General features: G+C 70.7%; 18 protein-coding genes. 13 read left to right on the forward strand and 5 right to left on the reverse strand.

All coding sequences use genetic code 11. The annotated features are described in order from the left end of the window. Nucleotides 1-187: hypothetical protein (locus tag Sdagh_RS24320; RefSeq protein ID WP_226535657.1), on the reverse strand; the 187-nt coding region annotated here is incomplete at its 3' end. A gap of 1,073 nt (nucleotides 188-1,260) precedes the next feature. Between Sdagh_RS24320 and Sdagh_RS24325 the strand changes: the two genes are divergently transcribed. The 6 genes from Sdagh_RS24325 to Sdagh_RS24350 all read left to right on the forward strand — a co-directional run bounded on the left by Sdagh_RS24325 (nucleotide 1,261) and on the right by Sdagh_RS24350 (nucleotide 8,170). Next, nucleotides 1,261-1,530, forward strand: a complete 270-nt coding sequence (locus tag Sdagh_RS24325; RefSeq protein WP_190078749.1) for a hypothetical protein — start codon at nucleotides 1,261-1,263, stop codon at nucleotides 1,528-1,530. Nucleotides 1,531-1,542: 12 nt separating this feature from the next. Continuing rightward, nucleotides 1,543-2,586 carry a helix-turn-helix domain-containing protein gene (locus Sdagh_RS24330; RefSeq protein ID WP_190078748.1) on the forward strand — a complete coding sequence of 348 codons (1,044 nt, stop codon included), beginning with the start codon at nucleotides 1,543-1,545 and terminating at the stop codon, nucleotides 2,584-2,586. 114 nt (nucleotides 2,587-2,700) lie between these two features. Continuing rightward, nucleotides 2,701-4,110 carry a DNA-binding protein gene (locus tag Sdagh_RS24335; RefSeq protein WP_190078747.1) on the forward strand — a complete coding sequence of 470 codons (1,410 nt, stop codon included), beginning with the start codon at nucleotides 2,701-2,703 and terminating at the stop codon, nucleotides 4,108-4,110. A gap of 171 nt (nucleotides 4,111-4,281) precedes the next feature. Then, the gene (locus Sdagh_RS24340) at nucleotides 4,282-5,040 is read left to right on the forward strand and encodes a TnsA-like heteromeric transposase endonuclease subunit (RefSeq protein WP_190078746.1); all 759 of its coding nucleotides are present in this window, start codon (nucleotides 4,282-4,284) and stop codon (nucleotides 5,038-5,040) included. A gap of 59 nt (nucleotides 5,041-5,099) precedes the next feature. Next, the gene (locus Sdagh_RS24345) at nucleotides 5,100-7,130 is read left to right on the forward strand and encodes a TnsB C-terminal domain-containing protein (RefSeq protein WP_372478469.1); all 2,031 of its coding nucleotides are present in this window, start codon (nucleotides 5,100-5,102) and stop codon (nucleotides 7,128-7,130) included. 71 nt (nucleotides 7,131-7,201) lie between these two features. Further along, complete coding sequence (locus Sdagh_RS24350) at nucleotides 7,202-8,170, forward strand: TniB family NTP-binding protein (protein WP_443732406.1); 969 nt, start codon at nucleotides 7,202-7,204, stop codon at nucleotides 8,168-8,170. 572 nt (nucleotides 8,171-8,742) lie between these two features. Here the strand turns inward: Sdagh_RS24350 and Sdagh_RS24355 are convergent. Then, nucleotides 8,743-10,704, reverse strand: a complete 1,962-nt coding sequence (locus Sdagh_RS24355; RefSeq protein ID WP_226535659.1) for a helicase HerA domain-containing protein — start codon at nucleotides 10,702-10,704, stop codon at nucleotides 8,743-8,745. Between the two features lie 169 nt (nucleotides 10,705-10,873). Between Sdagh_RS24355 and Sdagh_RS24360 the strand changes: the two genes are divergently transcribed. Then, nucleotides 10,874-11,113 carry a hypothetical protein gene (locus tag Sdagh_RS24360; protein ID WP_190078704.1) on the forward strand — a complete coding sequence of 80 codons (240 nt, stop codon included), beginning with the start codon at nucleotides 10,874-10,876 and terminating at the stop codon, nucleotides 11,111-11,113. A gap of 72 nt (nucleotides 11,114-11,185) precedes the next feature. Continuing rightward, entirely contained in the window at nucleotides 11,186-11,707 is a 522-nt protein-coding gene (locus Sdagh_RS24365; RefSeq protein WP_190078708.1) for a DUF6233 domain-containing protein, read from the forward strand. An 89-nt stretch (nucleotides 11,708-11,796) separates the two neighbouring features. Here the strand turns inward: Sdagh_RS24365 and Sdagh_RS24370 are convergent, their stop codons facing one another. Together Sdagh_RS24370 and Sdagh_RS24375 are read right to left on the reverse strand one after the other, a co-directional pair. After that, nucleotides 11,797-12,387 carry a hypothetical protein gene (locus tag Sdagh_RS24370; protein ID WP_190078703.1) on the reverse strand — a complete coding sequence of 197 codons (591 nt, stop codon included), beginning with the start codon at nucleotides 12,385-12,387 and terminating at the stop codon, nucleotides 11,797-11,799. Nucleotides 12,388-12,724: 337 nt separating this feature from the next. Further along, nucleotides 12,725-13,363, reverse strand: coding sequence for a hypothetical protein (locus Sdagh_RS24375; protein WP_226535660.1), 639 nt, complete (start codon nucleotides 13,361-13,363; stop codon nucleotides 12,725-12,727). Between the two features lie 347 nt (nucleotides 13,364-13,710). Between Sdagh_RS24375 and Sdagh_RS24380 the strand changes: the two genes are divergently transcribed. From Sdagh_RS24380 to Sdagh_RS24400, 5 genes are all read left to right on the forward strand, one after another. Then, complete coding sequence (locus Sdagh_RS24380; protein WP_190078709.1) at nucleotides 13,711-13,878, forward strand: hypothetical protein; 168 nt, start codon at nucleotides 13,711-13,713, stop codon at nucleotides 13,876-13,878. A 346-nt stretch (nucleotides 13,879-14,224) separates the two neighbouring features. Next, nucleotides 14,225-14,428: a cold-shock protein gene (locus Sdagh_RS24385; protein ID WP_014145516.1), complete on the forward strand. Its 204-nt coding sequence runs from the start codon at nucleotides 14,225-14,227 to the stop codon at nucleotides 14,426-14,428. 348 nt (nucleotides 14,429-14,776) lie between these two features. Further along, nucleotides 14,777-16,255 carry a DEAD/DEAH box helicase gene (locus Sdagh_RS24390; protein WP_190078702.1) on the forward strand — a complete coding sequence of 493 codons (1,479 nt, stop codon included), beginning with the start codon at nucleotides 14,777-14,779 and terminating at the stop codon, nucleotides 16,253-16,255. A gap of 47 nt (nucleotides 16,256-16,302) precedes the next feature. Next, nucleotides 16,303-16,707 (forward strand): CBS domain-containing protein, encoded by a 405-nt coding sequence (locus Sdagh_RS24395; RefSeq protein ID WP_190078701.1) that lies wholly within the window; start codon nucleotides 16,303-16,305, stop codon nucleotides 16,705-16,707. A gap of 49 nt (nucleotides 16,708-16,756) precedes the next feature. Next, nucleotides 16,757-17,065 (forward strand): SCO5918 family protein, encoded by a 309-nt coding sequence (locus Sdagh_RS24400; protein ID WP_190078700.1) that lies wholly within the window; start codon nucleotides 16,757-16,759, stop codon nucleotides 17,063-17,065. 149 nt (nucleotides 17,066-17,214) lie between these two features. On the opposite strand, the gene trhA is transcribed toward Sdagh_RS24400, so the two are convergent. Then, nucleotides 17,215-17,991 carry a PAQR family membrane homeostasis protein TrhA gene (gene trhA / locus Sdagh_RS24405; RefSeq protein ID WP_190078699.1) on the reverse strand — a complete coding sequence of 259 codons (777 nt, stop codon included), beginning with the start codon at nucleotides 17,989-17,991 and terminating at the stop codon, nucleotides 17,215-17,217. Nucleotides 17,992-17,999: the final 8 nt, after the last annotated feature.

The raw sequence follows: 17,999 nt of genomic DNA on the forward strand, positions 1-17,999 counted from the left end.
CCCCGCCCTCCGGCAGCGCCGCCGCCATCGCGATCATCGTCGCGCGCTGCTCGCGCTCCGTGCGCGCCTGCAGGTATGCCTTCAGGCACGTCTCCACCGCGCTCTTGGTACGGCGCAGCGCGTAGTACGCCAGGAGCATCAGCGGGACCGAGATCCCACCCGCTCCCATCCACTCGAGCCAGGTCACCAGACCGGCCTCCCATCATCGACTCGTTGACGAGGGTCTTTACGCCCTCACCCCCTTACACGCGCCGACACACCCGAATCCGGATGCCCTTGAACAACTTTTTTCCCGCCCGCTCCAGTTGTCGCCACAGACCGCTACTGATCAGCGGAAACACGCGTGGCCGCCGGTCAAGAGGGACAAGCCGTCCGCAGGAGTCCCGCCTGGGGCCCACGCCTCCTGCTCGGGCGTGAGCAGCGCATCACCGGACGCGCCCGTCGTCGTGAGTATCGGCGCCGGGCCCGGCGGACCACCCCGCCAGCGGTATGCCGGGCCGGCTCTCATCCTGGCCCGGATGCGGTCGGGGTACCGTCGTGGGTGTTGGTGTATCACTTCGGTGAGGCAACAACATCAGCATCACCGCTGCGTGCCGGCAATCGGCGCGTGTCGGGTGGGGACGATAACGACGGCCCTTGCGCTCCGGACGGACGCTGCCATCGGTGTGTCGCCCCTGCCGTGCATCTGACTGCCCGCGTTGGGGCCGATGTTCGGGACTTGGAGACGACGAAACCGGCACCCCGGGTAACAGATGCCGGCGTCGTGCGGACAGATCACGCGCCAACGTAGATCTGCCGGTGTCCCTGTCAGCGTCGGTTGCAGCCAGTAGCAGTTCAAGGACGTTCGCGGGCCGGGAGCACCGGCCTCGTCGTGTTCTGTGACTCACCATCGCTCATAGACGGGGCCGCGGCAAGCAGAGCATGGACGCGGATGGACTATTCGCGTGCAGCACGCGGCCGGAACTGACGGCACCACGGCTGCCGCCCTGGTCGTCCGGTATTCGAGGTACGAGGGCAGAGGAGGTTGTGAGAACCGCTCTCTTGGACACCACAGAACCAATCAACGGGCATTAGCGGCTTAGGTGATGTTTCGGTCGGTGATCTCTCTGCGGGATGCGGCGTGGGGCTGGAATGATGGAGGCATGCCCGGCACGAGCGGCGACGCCAATCGTCTTTGTGCTGACGGGATTTGCAGCCAGTAGCAGTTCAACCCGCCCTGGTCCGCTGTCTTGCTACCGGGGCTCGTGAGAGGACCTTCGTATGTCGAGCAACAGCCCCCGTGTGCCGCGATGCGGGGCCGGCCGGACGGACGCTGCGCCCCGGTTCGGTGCGCCGCAGGCCTTCACCGCCGTCTCGTTCCCCGTGCTGGGTGTCACCCTGCACATGACCGAGATGCCCGTGGACGACATCTTCCTGCTGCTCGGGGGATGTGGTGCCCTGGGTGCTGCCGCGGTCGTCGCTGTAGGAGGGGGCCGGCGTCGTCTGGGCGGATTGGCCGCCGCGGTGCTGCGTGCCACGGCCGGGAAGTAGGCGGCGAGCGGCATGGGGCGCAGAGAGAAGCCCGTCGACCAGAGCAGGCCTGCGCGCGGGCGGCTGGCCGTGCACTTGCGCGGATGGCGGGATTCAGCCGGGGTGACGTACGAGACGCTGGCCCGCCGGACGGGGCTGTCGCCTGCCACGCTGAAGCGGGCGGCATCCGGGGCTGTGGTGCCCCGGCGCACCACCGTCGAGGCCTACGTCGAGAGATGCGGCGGTGGGCAGGAGGCGGTGCGCGCCGCGGACGAGCTGTGGCGCCAGGCCCGCGTCGAGGAACGCGGTCGGCTGGTGCAGCTGCGGGCCCCGCGACCTGAGCTCATCGGGGATGAGGGGGACTTGAGCAGGGCGCTGGAAGTGGTGTGGGAGCAGGCCGGGGCGCCGAGCCTGCGGGAGCTCAAGAATCGCTCAGGCGACCCGCTCGCGCTGCCGGTCAGCAGCGCGGCCCGGATCGTCAGCCGCGACGCCATCCCGGCCGATGAGCAGCAGCTGCGGGCTTTCCTGGCCGGCTGCGGCATCCCGCCCGAGCGGCACACGCCATGGCTGAGCGCCTTCGAGAAGATCACCCGGCGCTCCCCGGTGACTGCGGCCGGCGAACTGCCCGGTGAGTGGAGTCGGCTTCGCAGTCAGGCCGCGCTGAGGCGGTTGCAGCGTACGTCCTCCCGGCTGCTGAGTGATCCGGCGACGGCGCGGCCCGGGAACACCTGGGGATCAAGCGACCAGCAGTGGAGGCATTTCTTGTCGCTGCTCGAGCCGGCGGTGCTGGAAGAGATCGTGGGCAGCGGGGTGCACAGCTACCTCGCCTCGCGGGCCGCGCGGAACGGCAAGGCTCCAGCGCAGCCGGGGTCCTGGCAGCCCGACTACCTGGTGCACCACAACGGCCAGCACGTGGTGATCGAGGTCAAGAGCACCTCCAGGCCGCCGGGCCGGCCTCCGGCGGGTGGAACGGCGGGCATCACCCCCCACACGCCGTCCGGCAGCAGGGGCAGCCCCGCCGCGCGGGTGCTTCCCCTCCCGGCCGGGCCCCCACCTGTTCTTGCGGCAGTCCCCTGACCATGCAGCCCGCGCCGTCGGCCTGCCCTAAAGCCCTGGCCGGCGGCGCGGGCGGCGTGACGCCGTGCATTCCAGCCCTCACCATGCACCGCCAGCAGAAGGCCGAGGCCCGTCATGGTCCCCTTCCCGGGTACAGCAGCCCTCGCCTTGGGACGCCGGGGGGTCCTTCGTGTCGCTCCCCTGCCCCGCGAGACCACGGCGTCTTTGATCAGCCGCATCGCCGGCCGCTACGGGATGGAAGCGAAGGTGCTGCGGGCCTGCTGGAAGTGGCGCAACTACCCTCCCGGGCACGACGGCGGGGGTGCGCGGGCCGATGTTGAGGTGCTGCTGAACGCGGCCGGAAGCCGGCTTCTGGCAGGCCTGTGCGGCGTCGAGGAGGACGCGCTGGCGCGGGCATTGCCGTCCTGGACGGTGGAGGATGCGAAGCTGCGCGCCGGATCCGGTGATCCGGTGGGGCTGTGGCGGATCGCCGGCGCTGTCGCCGGGCCGGCCGCGTTCGGCTGCCGGCTGTGCACGGCCCGGCGTACGGGAGCGGCGGTGAGGGTGGTGCGGTATGCGCCGCGGTGGGAGCGGGTGTGCGTGCGGCATGGGCGGTGGCTGCTGGACGCGGACGCCGATCAGCCGCTGGAGCACCTCGATCTGCGGGGCCTGCCGGAGGTGGTGGCGGCGCAGCGGCGGTGGGCCTCGGTGGCGCGGCGGGCGGTACGGGCCGGTGCGGAGCCGGAGCGGGTGTTCGCGCTGGCGCGGGCGGTGGTGGCGCGGTGGTGGGAGCAGGCTTACGGCTGGGAGCGGGAGACGATCTGGCCGCGGCGTCTGCACCAGGTCGCGGGCGGGAATGCGGGAGGTGATCTGGAGCGGTGGCGGGTCGTGGGGCGGGACACGGTCGTCTTCCCGGAGGTAGTGGCGGTGGCCGACGCGCTGCTGGACCCGGCCATGGCCGATCTGGTGTGGGCCGACAGCGGTGCCGGGCGGCCGCGGGCGCTGCCCGCCGACGGACTGTTCTGCCGCAGACTCGGTGAGCGGATCGGCCGGCCGTGGCTGGGCCCGCTGGCCGCGACGGACCACGGCGGGCCGCTCATCGCGTGGATGGGCAGCGTCATCCGCCTTCGTCGCGGCACCGGCGGAACCCCCGGATACGACAACGACCCATGGTGGCTGCGCCAGGAACACCAGGCCGCAACCATGGCCGGGCAGCTGCGGGTGCTGGGCAAGGAGAAGAAGGCACCCGGTTCGGGGACGATGTGGCGGGCTGCGGTGCCCGCCGAGCAGCGCAGGCTGATCACCAGCACGCTCGACAGCGTCCAGGATCAGCTGCTGCAGTTGCGCGGCGTGCACAGCGGTCCGACCGCCGACGTTGCGCGACGGTTGCTGCGCGGGCTCGGTCATAGCGCCGGCCTGATCGAGAACGCCTGGAAGCGTACCGCTCTGGCGGCGGTGAACGGCGGCGTTCCCCTCGAAGAGGTGGCCCGGTGGGTGGACATGCCCGCCGAGGTGCTGCGGGAGATGCTGACCGCAAAGGGGTAGGGGGAGGCCGGCGGCTGAGCACGGTGGGCCAGGGCAAGGTCGGCTGTTAGCTGATACGGCACTCGTTCGTGGCAGGAACACTGAAAACGGCGGTCTGGGCGGGCGGGAGCGGCTTGGCTGGCGCGGGTGAGCAGCACAGGAGCAGCCCGGGCTCGGGCAGGGCGGGCGGGCGTGGCCCAGGACGGCGGGTTCGAGGCGGTGTTCCTCGACCCGGTAGGGCAGACGGTGCAGCAGCGGTGGGCCGATGCCGCCCTGGCCGTGGCGTTCGAGGACCTGCCGCCGGTGTCGGCGTTCCCGGTGGTGCCGGGCAGGCGGTGGGGGCCGGGACTTTGGTGGTCGGCGACCACCGGGCGGCACGTGGCAGCCGGGTCGAACGCGATGCGCACCCAGCTGATGGTCCTGGACCGCGACCCTGACGTGACAGGGCTGGCGGGGCGGCCGGTGCGACTGCTGTGGCGTAATCCCCGCGGGCAGGTGCGTTCCTGGGTGCCGCAGCTCTTCGCCCGTCGTGCCGACGGCACCGCGCTGCTCGCCGACTGCCCCGGCCACCCCGACGCCGGCGGCGAACGCGCGGTGAAGGCCGCCGAGGCAGTGGCGCAGGCATGCGCGGACGTCGGCTGGACCTACCGGCGCATCCCACCGCTCGACGACGTCCTGGCCGCCAACCTCAAATGGCTGGCCGGATACCGCCATCCTCGCAACGCCGGCCGCCCGGGGCTGATGGCGGCGGTCGTCGAGGCGTTCACGCGGCCGCGGCCGCTGCTCGAGGGCACCGAAGCGGTCGGCGACCCGATCGAAGTCCTTCCCTGCGTCTTTCACGCTCTGTGGCATGGCCGGTTGATGGCTGATCTCGACACGCCACTGCACGAACGCATCCTCGTCGGCCCGCAGGGCTGGAGCGACCCGGGCAGGAAGGAAGGTGCCCGGTGAACGCGCGGCGTAGTGCCCGGCCGGCCGTGAAGGTCGGTGCTCACGTCCGGTTCCGTGGCGTGAAGTGGCAAGTGGTCGCCTTTTCGGGGCAGGACATCCACCTCCTCGGCCCGGACGGCGGTGGTGAGGTCGTGCTCGCCGGGCACCTGTTCGCCGACCCCGGCTTCACCGTCGTCGGGGCCGATGCGCCGCAGGCGGCCCCGCGGTGGGGGCTGTTCGAGACCGCCCCCGCAGCGGCGCGTGAGAGGGCGCTGGCCTGGCAGCGGCACGTGCGGGAAGTCGAATGCGGGCTCACCGGCGGGCCCGGCAGCGAAGGAGTGGTCCGGGAGCAGTACGACCCGCAGCGGCACACACTGGCCGAACGGGAGCAGGCCAAAGCAGAAGAGCTGACCGCGCTCGGCTTCGGACGGGTCTCGCGCACCACGGTGCAGCGCATGCGCCTGGCCTACCGCAAACAAGGCCTGTGGGGACTCCTCGACCACCGCACCACCCGCGCCTCCAGCCCCACCGGCCGGGCCGACGAACGGGTCGTCGCCGCCGTCCGCGAAGCACTGCGCCGCCGCCGCGGCCGCTCCAAGGGCACCATCAACGGCCTCTTCCCGCTCATCAACCAGATCCTGGAAGACCGGCACGGCCCCGGCACGGTACCCGCGCCGTCCCAGGCCACGCTCTACCGGCTCGTCACCAACCTCGCCCGCCCCGGCGAACTGCCCACCGGGCCCGTGCGGCAAGTGCCCGCGAGCGTCGACGGGCGGGCCTTCACCCCCGCCACAGCGCTGCGGCCCGGCGAGCAGGTCCAGGTCGACACCACCCGCCTGGACGTCCTCGCCCTCTTCGACGACGGACGCCTGGCCCGCCCGGAGCTCACCATCGCCGTCGACGTCGCCACCCGCGCCATCCTCGCCGCCGTGCTGTGCCCGAGCGCGACCAAAGCCGTCGACGCGGCGCTGCTGCTCGCGGAAATGGCCGTCCCCCACCCCGCCCGGCCCACCTGGCCGGACATCTTGCGCATGGACCACGCCCCCGCACTCCCCCACCAGCGGCTGGCCGCACTCGACGAGCGCCTGGCCGGTGCGGCAGCCCGGCCCGTCGCCCTGCCCGAGACGATCGTCGTCGACCGCGGCAAAGTCTTCGTCTCCGCCGCGTTCACCGCTGCCTGCGAGCACCTCGGTGTCAGCGTCCAGCCCGCCCCGCCCCACGCGCCCACCGCCAAAGGCATCGTGGAGCGGACCTTCGGCACCATCAACGCGCTGTTCTGCCAGCACCTGCCCGGCTACACCGGCTCCGACGTCACCCGCCGCGGCCCCGACGCCGAGAAGGACGCCTGCTACAGCGTCCCCCAGCTACAAGACCTGCTCGACGAATGGCTGATGCACTACCACCACCGGCCCCACGAAGGCCTGCGCCACCCGCTGATGCCCCGCAAAGCCCTCACCCCGAACCAGATGTGGGCCGCGCTCGTCGCCGTCGCCGGGTACGTCCCCGTCCCGCTCACCGGCCGCGACTACCTCGAACTGCTCCCGGTGCGCTGGCAGGCCATCACCCCCGCCGGCATCACCATCCACCACCGCACCTACGACGCGGATCTCCTCGCCCCCTACCGCGGCCAGCCCTCCCCCGTCGCCGGCCGGGGCGGCAAATGGGAGATCCACTACAACCCCCATGACGTCCGCCAGATCTGGGTGCGTCTGCCCGACGGCGAGCTGACCGAAATCCCCTGGATCCACCGCGACCACGTCCACCAGCCCTTCAACGACCACACCTGGCAGCACATCCGCACCCACGCCCACCACAGCACCCACGACGACAGCCAGCAACACGAAGCCGGCCTCGCCGACGCCCTCGACCAGCTCATGCGCCGCGTCCACAGCGGCCACGCCACCACCACCGAGCAAGCTCTCCTCGCCCGCGCCACCACGCGGCCCGTTCCCGCCGCACGGCACCCGCACCACGGCACCGGCCCCATAACCGGCGAGTCGGCGCAGCCCGGAGGGGACGACAGCATCGACGACCTCGACGACGACACCTGCCCCGCCGCGGCCGCAGGATTCGGGCTCTACGACGCATACGAGGAAGCCGACAAATGGTGAACCCCCGCCCGCATAGCACCGCACCGGCCAGCGCCCGCGGGGGTGGCGGCGCGGCCGAGCCGTCCTGGCCCCTGACCACCTGGCAGGGCTGGCACCGCTTCGCCACCACCGACCCGCTCACCCCGCCCCAGCCCGGCGACCCACCCCGCAGCACGGAAAAGCGCCTCGCCTACCACTCCAGCTTCGTCACCATCCGCACCCCCGCCATCAGCCAACTCGCCACACAGGTCCGCACCCTGATGATCCTCGGCCGCCACCAGCAGACCACCGCACGGCCCTCCCTCATCGTCACCGGACCCGCCGCAGCCGGGAAAACCACAGCCCTTCTTAACGTCGGCCGCGCCTGCCACCTCGCCCACACCCGAAAGAACCCGCCCCCGCCCGGGTCAGCCCACCCCACGGCACCCGTGGCCTACGTCCTGGTCCCGCCCGGCGCCACCGCGAAAACCCTCATCACCGAGTTCGCCCGCTACCTCGGCATCCCCGTGGCCGCCCGCATGACCCAGACCCAGATCACCGACGCCGTCTGCCACACCTACACCCACGTCGGCGTCCAACTCGTCCTCATCGACGAAATCCACCGCCTCAACCCCCGCACCACCACCGGCGCCCAAACCGCCGACCTCATCAAAGACCTCACCGAACGCCTGCCCGCAACCTTTGTGTACGCCGGCATCAACGTCACCGACACCCCACTCTTCACCGGCACCCGCGGCGCCCAACTCGCCGGCCGCGCCACCCTCATCACCTGCGGCCCCCTCCCCGCCCGACACGGCACCCACCACCCCTTCCGCGACGTCATCACCGACATCGAAAACGCCCTCGACCTCCACCACCACAAACCCGGCACCCTCCCCCGGCACGCCCCCTACCTCCACCAACGCACCGCCGGCCGCATCGGATCCCTCACCAGACTCATCCGCCAAGCAGCCATCACCGCCATCTGCGACGGCACCGAACGCATCACCAAAGCCGCCCTCGACGCGGTACAACTCGACCACCTCGCCGAACAACACAACCGCCCCACCCGCAACCGCTAACCCAACCCCCAACCGACCAGGCAAAACAGTTCTGACCAGCACAAACACAAACCCAGCCATTACACGCTAGAACTACCTACAACCCACCCCGCCACCCTCCACACACCACACATAACCCCAGCTCACACACCCCGCCCACCCCGACCCAACCGCCCACTCGACTTCTCAGCAAACCCACAACACCCCAGGCCAGCAAGGACTCGGCACACCAACAAACCCCCCTCCGAGCGTTAACGGTGTGCGCGCCGTGGTGCAGGAGCTGGGCGGCCAGGGTGCGCAGGGCGGTGGAGATGCCGCCGCCGCTGGCGGAGCAGACCAGAACGTGCGGCGATTCGGTGTCCCAGTCGAGGCTGACCAGTCTGCCTGTCGGCTCCGAGCCCGATGAGGGCCTGGGAGGCAGGCATCGCCGCCAGCTGCTCGCGCAGGCCCGGGTCGGTGAGGCGCAGCGGCTCCGGGAGGGTGCTCTTGTTCTTGTTCCACAGCATGGTGCGGGGTTCCTTTTCTGTGCTGGTCCGGGTGAACCGGCTGTTCTCCAGGGGGCGGATCGTGTCGGCTGAAGCGGACAGGGCCCGTCAGTCGAGGTCGGTGGTGCCGGTGGCGGCACGGGGCCGGTTGCGGGCCCACTTCTTGAGGTCGCCGATGCGGTAGAGGAACGCCGTGCCGCGCTTGCCGACCGGGGCGGGGAACTCCGGGTCGTTCGCGCGGGCCCAGCGCAGCGCAGCGAGGCTGGCGATGGTCTCCGACAGGTGCTGGTCGTATGCCTCGCGCAGTCCCAGCTCCTGGTGGTCGTCGGCGGGTGCCGGTTGTACCGGCGACGTCGCCGCGGCGGCGGTGTCGGCCGGGGTGGCGGGCGAGGGCGAGGGGGTGAGGCTCCTGGCTTCGGCGGCCAGGTCCCGGTTGGAGGCCGGTGGCTCGGTGGCAGGCGTGGGCGGGATCTCCTGGGCGTGGGTGTTGCAGGCGCCGGCGAAGTCGTCGGGCGGGGCGGCGGGGACGGGAGGCTGGTGCAGGGACGGGCCGGCCGTGCCCTTGGAGTGGATGCCGGACATCGCCCACTCGCGGGCTTCCTCGTTCGACAGGTTCAGTACCTGCGTCTCCTGGGCGCGGCCGCGGGTGACGACTTGGACGCGGCCGTTGTGCTGGCTCGGCATCGGGATGGGGCTGACCTCGGGCACGAGCATGCGCCAGGCATTGAGGGTGTAGCGGACGAGGATGCGGGTGGAGAAGTTCTCGCGCATCTCCGGGCCGCCGATGGCGCGGGCGGTGGCGGACTGGGCGACCAGGAGCACGTGGAGGCGGACCTGGCGGCCCATGAAGAGGATCTCGGCGAGCGCGTCGACGGCCGGGGACTCCTTGGGGTCGCCGGACTCGCGGATCTTCGCCCAGTACCGCTTGAGCTGTCCCATGGTGGCGTTGACCTCTTCAAGGAGGATCACCAGCCGCGGGCCGACCCGCCACGGTTCGCGCTCCAGGACGTCGTCGGCCATCTGCTCCGCGAGACGGATCCGGCGCTGGCCTTCCTGCGCGAGCCGGATCAGGGCGTCGTGGATCTCGGCGATGTCCCGGCAGTAGGTGACGCCGGGCACGCCGCGGGCCCAGGTGTGGGAGATCCGCTTGAAGTCCAGGACGTAGGCGTGCGCGCCGTTGTGGATGAACTGGCAGCAGATCGTGCGCAGGATGGTCGACTTGCCGCCGCCGGTGCCGGCGGAGATCAGGACGTGCGGGGAGTCGGCGTCCAGGTCGACGGAGACCTTCTTCTTGCCCGCGCCGAAGCCGATCAGCGGCGCGGACTCGGGCATCTTCGCCAGGATCTCGCGGACCCCGGGGTCGGAAAGGCGCAGCATCTTGGGCGGGGCCTGGCGCTTTTTGACGATGACGTGCGTGTCGCGGCCCGCGCGGCGCCAGGTGAAGGAGACGTTCTCCAGAGCGAGTTTCTTGACGATGAGGTCGGCGACCAGGTCCTCGTTGAACCGCATGTGGGCGGGCACGTCGATGCGTATCTCGGCGTCGTCGTCGGAGAAGTTGCGGGGGATGTGGAGGTAGCGGCGCGGGTCGGTCAGCTCGGACATGCCCAGCGGCACAGCGAGCGCCTCGTGCAGCGGGGTCACCCACTCGCGCATGAACTCCCGGCGCTTGCGGGTCGCCAGCCCGTACACGGCGCCGCCCACGGCTGCGGCGGAGACCAGGCCGATGCCGCCCGTCTGAGCGGTGGCGATGGCCGGATCGGGGTTCTCCCAGACGTCGCGCACGGCGGCAAAGGTGGCGTCCTGGTTCTTCCACAGGGTCCAGTAGCCGCCGGCGCCGGTCGCGGCCAGGCCGCTGATACGGAAGGTGAGGCGCTGCCACCCGGCCCGGTAGGAGGAACGCGAGACGTGGCCTTCCACGACCTTCGGCAGGACGCGGGTGCCCTTGCGCCAGAACGTCGCGTCCGTCTTCCGCTCCCCGCGCAACGGCCGGCCCGCCAGGAACCTGCCGATGACGAACGCCACGGATTCAGCGGTCTCATCCACCTGCCTGTCGAACTTCGTACGCGCCATGGTTGTGCCCCTTCGCTGTGCTTGCCGGGCACTTCACACCCGGAAGCGGACATCCCCTTGGTAGGCGGCCGAGCCTGTGGACAGAGGCCGGCCAATTCCGTGGGACCAGCGCACCCATGGGCTGCACGGTCGGTACAACGGTGGGGAGATCAACCTGGGGAGGGGCTGTATGACCGAACACGAAGGCGCGCTGGAGCGTGCGAAGGGGTACGAGGGGTTTGCCGCCAGGTACGCCAAGAAGGCAATGGAGGGCGATGCGGGCGCGGCACAGCTGGCGCAGACGTTCGCGTCGCTGGCCCTCTCTGCCCGAATGGAACGCATGGACTGGCGTATGCGGGTGCTGGGTGACCAGCTCGCAGACGTGAAGAAGGCGATGGACGGCCTTCGCCGGAAGCTGCCCGAGCGGTGACGTCCGTCAGATGGCAGCGGCGGTGCTTACCGTGGGGTCGTGACCACGCCCTCCGGTGACGCAGCCCGGCCGGTGCCGGTGCGGGTCGTGCTGCCCGCCGACCCGCTGCTCGGGCACCCGGAGCAGGAGATCCTCGCCAGGCTGTGGAAGCGGCGGCAGACCGAGACGGGCTGGGTGTACCTCGTGGGGCTGCCGTCGTACAGAGACCTCGAGGACGGCAGGGTGGAGGCCGCGGAGTACCGGGTGTGGGTCCGGGCGCCCGACCATGTGCGGCCGGTCGACGGCGTCGACTACGACCAGGTCCCCACCGAGCCTCTTCCACCGGCGCCACCGACGTCGACGGTCCGCGAGGTCCTCGGGGAGCGCCGGCCTTCGGGCTGGGTCCTGGCGAAGGTCCGCGAGGGGCGGGGCCCGGCCCGGGGCGTGCTGCACACGCCGGACTGCGAGGAAGCCCCGCAAGGAGCGCCGCTGCTCGATCTGGAGCACGCGCTGAACGTCGCCGAGAACCCGGGGACACGGCTGTGCACGCTGTGCGGGTGTGCTCAGGAGCTGACGCCGATGCTGAACGGGTTCGACCACATCACCGACTCCTGACCCACCGTGGTACGGAACGCCGGTCGTCCCCGAGGCCCCGGGGCACCCCGGCAGGCGTGTGTGTGCTCGCGGCGGCAGAGGGCGGCTGGTCAGCGGACGCCAGCCGCGGCCCATCCGGCCCGCACCTGCTCGTATGCCTCACGCACGGCGTCCGCGTCGGGTGGAAGGCCGGTGTGGCCGGGTGGCAGGCCAAGGGGGTGGAGTGCCGCCGCGGTCAGCATGCACACGGCCGGGATGTCCAGCATCAGCATCGCCGCGACACGCTGTACATCCTCGGTGATCTGCTCGACGGTGCGGCCTTGGCCCTCTCCGATACCGTCCAGCAGCTCGCGCAGGTCGGCGGCCTCGGGCTCACCGGCCTGCGCGCGGCGGAAGACGGTCAGGACCTGCCAGAGGTAGTCCAGTTCCCATCCGGGCAGGAACAGCACCCTGATGCCCTCGCGCTCGTCGTCGGCCGGCTCTTCCATCTCGGCGGCCAGTCGGCCGATCACGGAAGCCGCTCCCTCCAGCACGCCGACGGACAGCACGTACCGGTCCTCGTCGAACCGGAAGGCGGCGACGCTGGCGGCTGCGGCGACGACGCGGAGCACCTTTTCCTCGAGGTACCGGACCTCGTGCAGCCACGACGGGTCACCGGGCAGGACACACGGCCGGTCCGGGTCCCGCAGCCGCGACGTCACCACAAGGCCCTCCCCACTTCAGACGCTGCCAGCGCCAGCATTCCGCATCACCCCCGCCCTCAGCACCCGAACCCGGAAATCCGCCACGTTCCACCGCCGCGGTGCCGACGGCGGAGCGTGGCGGTCCCGGCCAGAAGGCCGGGGTTCAAGGGGCGGTGCGGTTCAGGATCTGCGTCATGTCGTCGGCGGCCGCCAGCAGCAGACCGGCCTGCCGGGGTTCGGTGGCCGCCTCCCGTCCGGCGGCGAAGCCAAGCAGGGAGATGGCGCGCTGGAGCGCGGCGCGCAGGTCGCGGGCGTCGGTGGTGGGGTGGGCGGGGTGTCCATCGGCGGGGTCTCCTCAGCAGGTGATGCGGGCGACGAGGGCGGTGGCGTTGTCCGCGTAGGGCTCGGTTAGTTCGTGCGCGCGCCGGACGGCGTCGTCGACCAGGCGCTCGGCGGCGGTGCGCGGAGTGCCGGTGAGGTAGCCGGCGAAATCGTGGCCGGTGTCTTCGTGGGGTTCGTAGGCGCCGTCGGAGGCGAGCAGCAGCCAGCCCGGCCGGGCCGGGCCGCGCAGGTGCTCGATGGCCGGGTGCCCCCAGATCTGTTCGGTCTCCTCGTCGCTGCGTGCTTCCCCGAGGCAGGCGGTGATCAGGTTGCGGTCTCCGCCGGGGACGTGGACGGCGACGACGGCCGCCGCACAGGGAAGGCCGTGGCCGGCGGTGCGGGCGGGGTCGGCGGCGTAGTGGCCGTACTCGGCGCGCAGGCCGGCCTCCGCGTCCGCGTGCCCGGCGGCCGCGCGGGCCAGGAGGAAGGCGGCGGCACGCGTCCAGGAACGGACGACCTCGGTGTCCCCCACGCCGTCGAGCAGGGCGTAGGCGCGGGTGCCGTCCGGCGCCGCGAACACGGCGGTCGCATCGCACTGGAAGGCCCGGTCACCACGCCGCTGTGCGGTGGCGTACGACGTCACGGCCAGATCCTCGTCCACGTCCTCGCGCATGCGGCAAGCCTTCCAGAACGCGGGGTCCGGGCGGAGCGCTTCGCGAGGGCGTCCGTGCCCGGAGGGGTGAATCCTTCCTCGCGCACGCGGACGCAGCCTTAGCAGCACGACCCAACTTGCCTATGTACAGGAGCAATTGACAGCTTTTGTAGGTTCTGTCATTCCCTGTCCGCCGTTTCCGGTGAACGAGCGAGAGGTGATCTCATGCGGCGGACCGAGTACAACGCGGGCCAGGCCGCCAAGCGTCTGGAGGTGCCCGCAGCGGCCTTTCGGTGGTCCCGGCACACGGCCTCGTCCCCACCCCCGGCGTGTCCCCCTCGCAGTGGTCCCGGGCCGCCGTGGAGGCGATGGACGCCGACGCCATCCGGGCCGTGATGCCCTCCCCGCCGGTTTCCGGCGGCGCGGCGGCCGACCGGATCGCCACCGCGCTCGGCACCCCGAACCAGATACAACCGGCATGGTCGGCGTCATGGCCGGGCCTGTATACCCTCACGGCGGTGCGACCCGTGCAGTAGCGGAGAGCGCAGTGGGGGACGGATCAAGCGAGCGTGGCACGCAAAATATCGCGTCGCCCGGGTGAGGAAATATCTGTGCCCGCGGGTTGAGATTTCGCCGGAGTATGCGGATAGATTCTCTGCCGCAATAAGCAGGGTGGCGTTGTTCACCACACACTGGCTGCCGCGGCGTGCTACTGTCGATCTCAGTTGCAGTTGTGGTTCCCGAAACAAGTGCTCCGGTCGGCCCCGTGCCACTGGTAGCTATTTTGCATCTCCGGTCTTTTTCCGGACGGGGTGATCATCGCGGCGACACGCGGTTCGCACGGTGCGGATCCCGTATGTACTGCCCCAAAGGAGAAATGACATGGCTGCTGGTACCGTGAAGTGGTTCAACGCGGAAAAGGGCTTCGGCTTCATCGAGCAGGACGGTGGCGGCGCTGACGTGTTCGCTCACTACTCGAACATCGCCGCCCAGGGATTCCGCGAGCTGCTGGAGGGCCAGAAGGTGACCTTCGACATCGCGCAGGGCCAGAAGGGCCCGACGGCCGAGAACATCGTTCTCGCCTGACGCTGACTGTCACACACTTGCAGCTGGGGCCCGCATCCCTCGGGGTGCGGGCCCCAGCTGCATGCTTTTCCCGCAGCGATTTCGCCTGCGGATGACAACCCGGACACTGTTGACTCACCGCCCACGGATCGCCCTTCGAGGGTGCAGAAGCATATCTTCTGGCTACAGTGCAGTAACGCTTCTGATATCGAGGCCACGCCGCACCCAATCATTCCAGCGCCTGCGCCCACACAGGATTCGCGTCGGCCAGTTTCACTTTCGCATTCCATCGGTCCATTCTTGCAATTCTCTGTGCTGCTCATCGCTGCGGGAATTCCTTGATATGTGCCGCATCGAGGAAGGTTCCGCATGAACCGCACACGCACGAACGACCGCTACACCCGCAACGGCAGCGCCGACTCCGGAACGGGCGGCAGCCGCTTCGGTTCGTCGGCCAGGAGCCGCTCCGGCGGGCCGAGCCGTTCCAGTGGTCAACGCCGGCTCGCCGGGGTCCAGGGGGAGTTCGCGCTGCCCCGGACGATCACTCCCCCGCTTCCCGCCGTGGAGGGCTTCGCCGATCTGGAGATGCCCGAGGAACTGCTGGCCGCGCTCGGCAAACAGGCTGTGACCGTGCCGTTCCCGATCCAGGCCGCGACCCTGCCGAACTCCCTAGCCGGCCGCGACGTCCTCGGCCGTGGCCGCACCGGCTCCGGCAAGACCCTCGCCTTCGGCCTGGCCCTGCTGGCCCGCACGGCCGGACGGCGGGCCGAGCCCCGGCAGCCGCTGGGACTGATCCTCGTCCCCACGCGTGAGCTGGCGCAGCAGGTCACCGACGCGCTTGCCCCGTACGCCCGCTCCGTGAGGCTGCGGCTGGCCACGGTGGTGGGCGGGATGTCGATCGGCAAGCAGGCGAGCGCACTGCGCGGTGGCGCCGAGGTCGTCGTCGCCACGCCGGGGCGCCTCAAGGATCTCATCGACCGCGGCGACTGCCGGCTGGACCAGGTGTGCATCACCGTTCTCGACGAGGCCGACCAGATGGCTGACATGGGCTTCATGCCGCAGGTCACCGCCCTTCTCGACCAGGTCCGCCCCGAGGGCCAGCGCATGCTGTTCTCCGCGACCCTGGACCGCAACGTCGACCTGCTCGTGCGCCGTTACCTCAGCGACCCCGTGGTGCACTCCGTCGACCCCTCGGCCGGTGCTGTCACGACCATGGAGCACCACGTGCTGCACGTCCACGGTGCCGACAAGCACGCGGCCACCACCGAGATCGCCGCCCGCGACGGCCGCGTGATCATGTTCCTGGACACCAAGCACGCTGTCGACAGGCTGACGCAGGACCTGCTCAACAGCGGGGTACGGGCCGCGGCCCTGCACGGCGGCAAGTCCCAGCCGCAGCGCACCCGCACCCTGGCGCAGTTCAAGGCCGGACACGTCACCGTGCTGGTGGCGACCAACGTCGCCGCGCGCGGCATCCACGTCGACAACCTCGACCTCGTCGTCAACGTCGATCCGCCGACCGACCACAAGGACTACCTCCACCGCGGCGGCCGCACGGCCCGCGCCGGTGAGTCCGGCAGCGTCGTCACTCTCGTCACACCGAGCCAGCGTCGCGGCATGGTCCGCCTCATGTCGGACGCCGGGATCCGGCCGCAGACCACCCAGGTCCGCGCCGGCGAAGAGGCCCTGCACCGCATCACCGGCGCCCAGGCCCCCTCCGGCATCCCGGTCGTCATCACCGCACCAGTCGTCGAACGCCCGAAGAAGCGCGGCGCCACCTCACGCGGCCGGCGCCGCCCCGTCCCGGCGGCCCGCCGCACGCAGTCCACCGCCGGTGCGGCCGCATAGAACCGCCGTGGGCCCGGACCCCCGCCCGTCTGCACAGGAGGCACCCTTTGACGCTGGGACAGTTGCAGGTTCGCTCCGTAAGCGCTCGTCCATGGCACGGCACGGTGGTCAACATCATGGACGCGGCCGGGCCGCAGGTCTGGTACGGCATGACCGTCGAGGTGGCGCTGTCCGTGATGGCCGCCGCCCGTGTGGAGCATCTGGTCGTCTGCGACGAGGACGCCCGGTGCGTCGGCCTGGTCACCCAGGCCCGACTCACCGCCGCCCGGGACAGCTCCGGATACACCGACCGGCTCCGCCTGGGTGACATCACCGACGGCAGCGAGCTCTTCGTCTCACCGTTGGTCACGAGGGAAGAAGCCGAGGAAGCGGTGCCTTTCGGGCGGCTCGGGCTGGTGCCCGTGGTCGACGACCACGGTAGCGCCCTGGACATCCTCACTCTTTCCCGCTGAACCGCTGATTGGCGGTCAGCCCCGATTCCTCTCCTGCCTGTGAGGCATCATGCGCTGTGTCATTGCCCGCTTCCCGTTCCACCTGACCAAGAGCGGCGTGCTGGAATCAATGAAGGGCGTCAAACCCGAACCGGTCACCGGCGAGTCCGTGATCATCGGACGGCGTCACTACCCCGTCAAGCAGGTCGGCCAGGTCATCACCCGCCAGGACCGCCGCGATTTCAGCACCGGCGAGGTCCTGAGGGCCATGGCCCTGCTCGGCTTCACCTGCCGCACCCCGCCCGAGGCCGCCGCTGCGCGCACCGAAAGCCCGTTGCAACGGGCTTCCGCGATGCTCGGCGCCCCCCTGTCCGTCTGACCGCCGCGACAGGCGCGCGCTGACACCAGAACAGCAGTGAGGGCCCGACCGGCGCGCCGGTCGGGCCCTCACTGCATGCCACACTCTCCGGCCGGTGCGCGAGTGGGAGCGACGGCCCCGTGACGCAGGGGCGATTGCTGTTACTGGGGTCAGTAAACAGCGAGGGAGATGGCTATGTAGTGCACGGTGAAGGCTGCCACGGTCAGAGCGTGGAACACCTCGTGGAAGCCGAACCAGCGGGGCGAGGGGTTGGGGCGCTGGACGGCGTACACCACCGCTCCCGCACTGTAGAGGAGACCACCGGTCACTATCAGGATGGCTACGGCCGCTCCGCCGGTGTGCAGAAAGTCGGGCAGGTAACGCACCGGTGCCCATCCCAAGGCCACGTAGCAGGGGGTGTACAGCCAGCGGGGAGCGCTGACCCACAAGACACGAAAGGCGATACCGGCCAGCGCACCCGTCCACACGATCCACAGCAACAACGCCTGCCGGTCAGGGGAAAGGAGCATGGCCAAAGGCGTGCAGGTTCCCGCGATGATCAGGAAGATGTTGGCGTGGTCGAGGCGACGCAGAACGGCCTCGCCCAGTGACCCCCAGGTGCCCAGATGGTAGACGGCGCTCGTCCCGAACAGCAGCCAGGCAGTCACGGCGTACACGGCGCAGGCCCAGGTCGCCGGCGTCCGGGCCAGGCAGATCAGGACGATGCCGGCACTCAACGAGGCAGGGACCATCGCGGCGTGGAGCCAGCCACGCAGTTTCGGCTTGACCGGCTCGACCAGGTCCGCCGCCCACCCGGCCAGGTCGGCAGCAGGACGAGAGTCCTCCCCGGCATCGCCACGGTGTGATCCGCCCGGGAGGCCGGCTACAGCCTCCCCCGCCACAACTACCCGTGCTGTCTCGCGCCTATGGGCATCATCGAAAACCATCCGATCAT

It is taken from the genome of Streptomyces daghestanicus (assembly GCF_020521275.1).
Classification (GTDB): domain Bacteria; phylum Actinomycetota; class Actinomycetes; order Streptomycetales; family Streptomycetaceae; genus Streptomyces; species Streptomyces griseoviridis.

Excerpts from the sequence above, each read along its gene's own strand:
- Sdagh_RS24325 (WP_190078749.1), top strand. The coding sequence starts at position 1,261 with ATGTCGAGCAACAGCCCCCGTGTGCCGCGATGCGGGGCCGGCCGGACG.
- Sdagh_RS24330 (WP_190078748.1), top strand. The coding sequence starts at position 1,543 with ATGGGGCGCAGAGAGAAGCCCGTCGACCAGAGCAGGCCTGCGCGCGGG.
- Sdagh_RS24335 (WP_190078747.1), top strand. The coding sequence starts at position 2,701 with ATGGTCCCCTTCCCGGGTACAGCAGCCCTCGCCTTGGGACGCCGGGGG.
- Sdagh_RS24355 (WP_226535659.1), bottom strand. The coding sequence starts at position 10,704 with ATGGCGCGTACGAAGTTCGACAGGCAGGTGGATGAGACCGCTGAATCC.
- Sdagh_RS24360 (WP_190078704.1), top strand. The coding sequence starts at position 10,874 with ATGACCGAACACGAAGGCGCGCTGGAGCGTGCGAAGGGGTACGAGGGG.
- Sdagh_RS24375 (WP_226535660.1), bottom strand. The coding sequence starts at position 13,363 with ATGCGCGAGGACGTGGACGAGGATCTGGCCGTGACGTCGTACGCCACC.
- Sdagh_RS24380 (WP_190078709.1), top strand. The coding sequence starts at position 13,711 with ATGGACGCCGACGCCATCCGGGCCGTGATGCCCTCCCCGCCGGTTTCC.
- Sdagh_RS24385 (WP_014145516.1), top strand. The coding sequence starts at position 14,225 with ATGGCTGCTGGTACCGTGAAGTGGTTCAACGCGGAAAAGGGCTTCGGC.
- Sdagh_RS24390 (WP_190078702.1), top strand. The coding sequence starts at position 14,777 with ATGAACCGCACACGCACGAACGACCGCTACACCCGCAACGGCAGCGCC.
- Sdagh_RS24400 (WP_190078700.1), top strand. The coding sequence starts at position 16,757 with ATGCGCTGTGTCATTGCCCGCTTCCCGTTCCACCTGACCAAGAGCGGC.
- trhA (WP_190078699.1), bottom strand. The coding sequence starts at position 17,991 with ATGGTTTTCGATGATGCCCATAGGCGCGAGACAGCACGGGTAGTTGTG.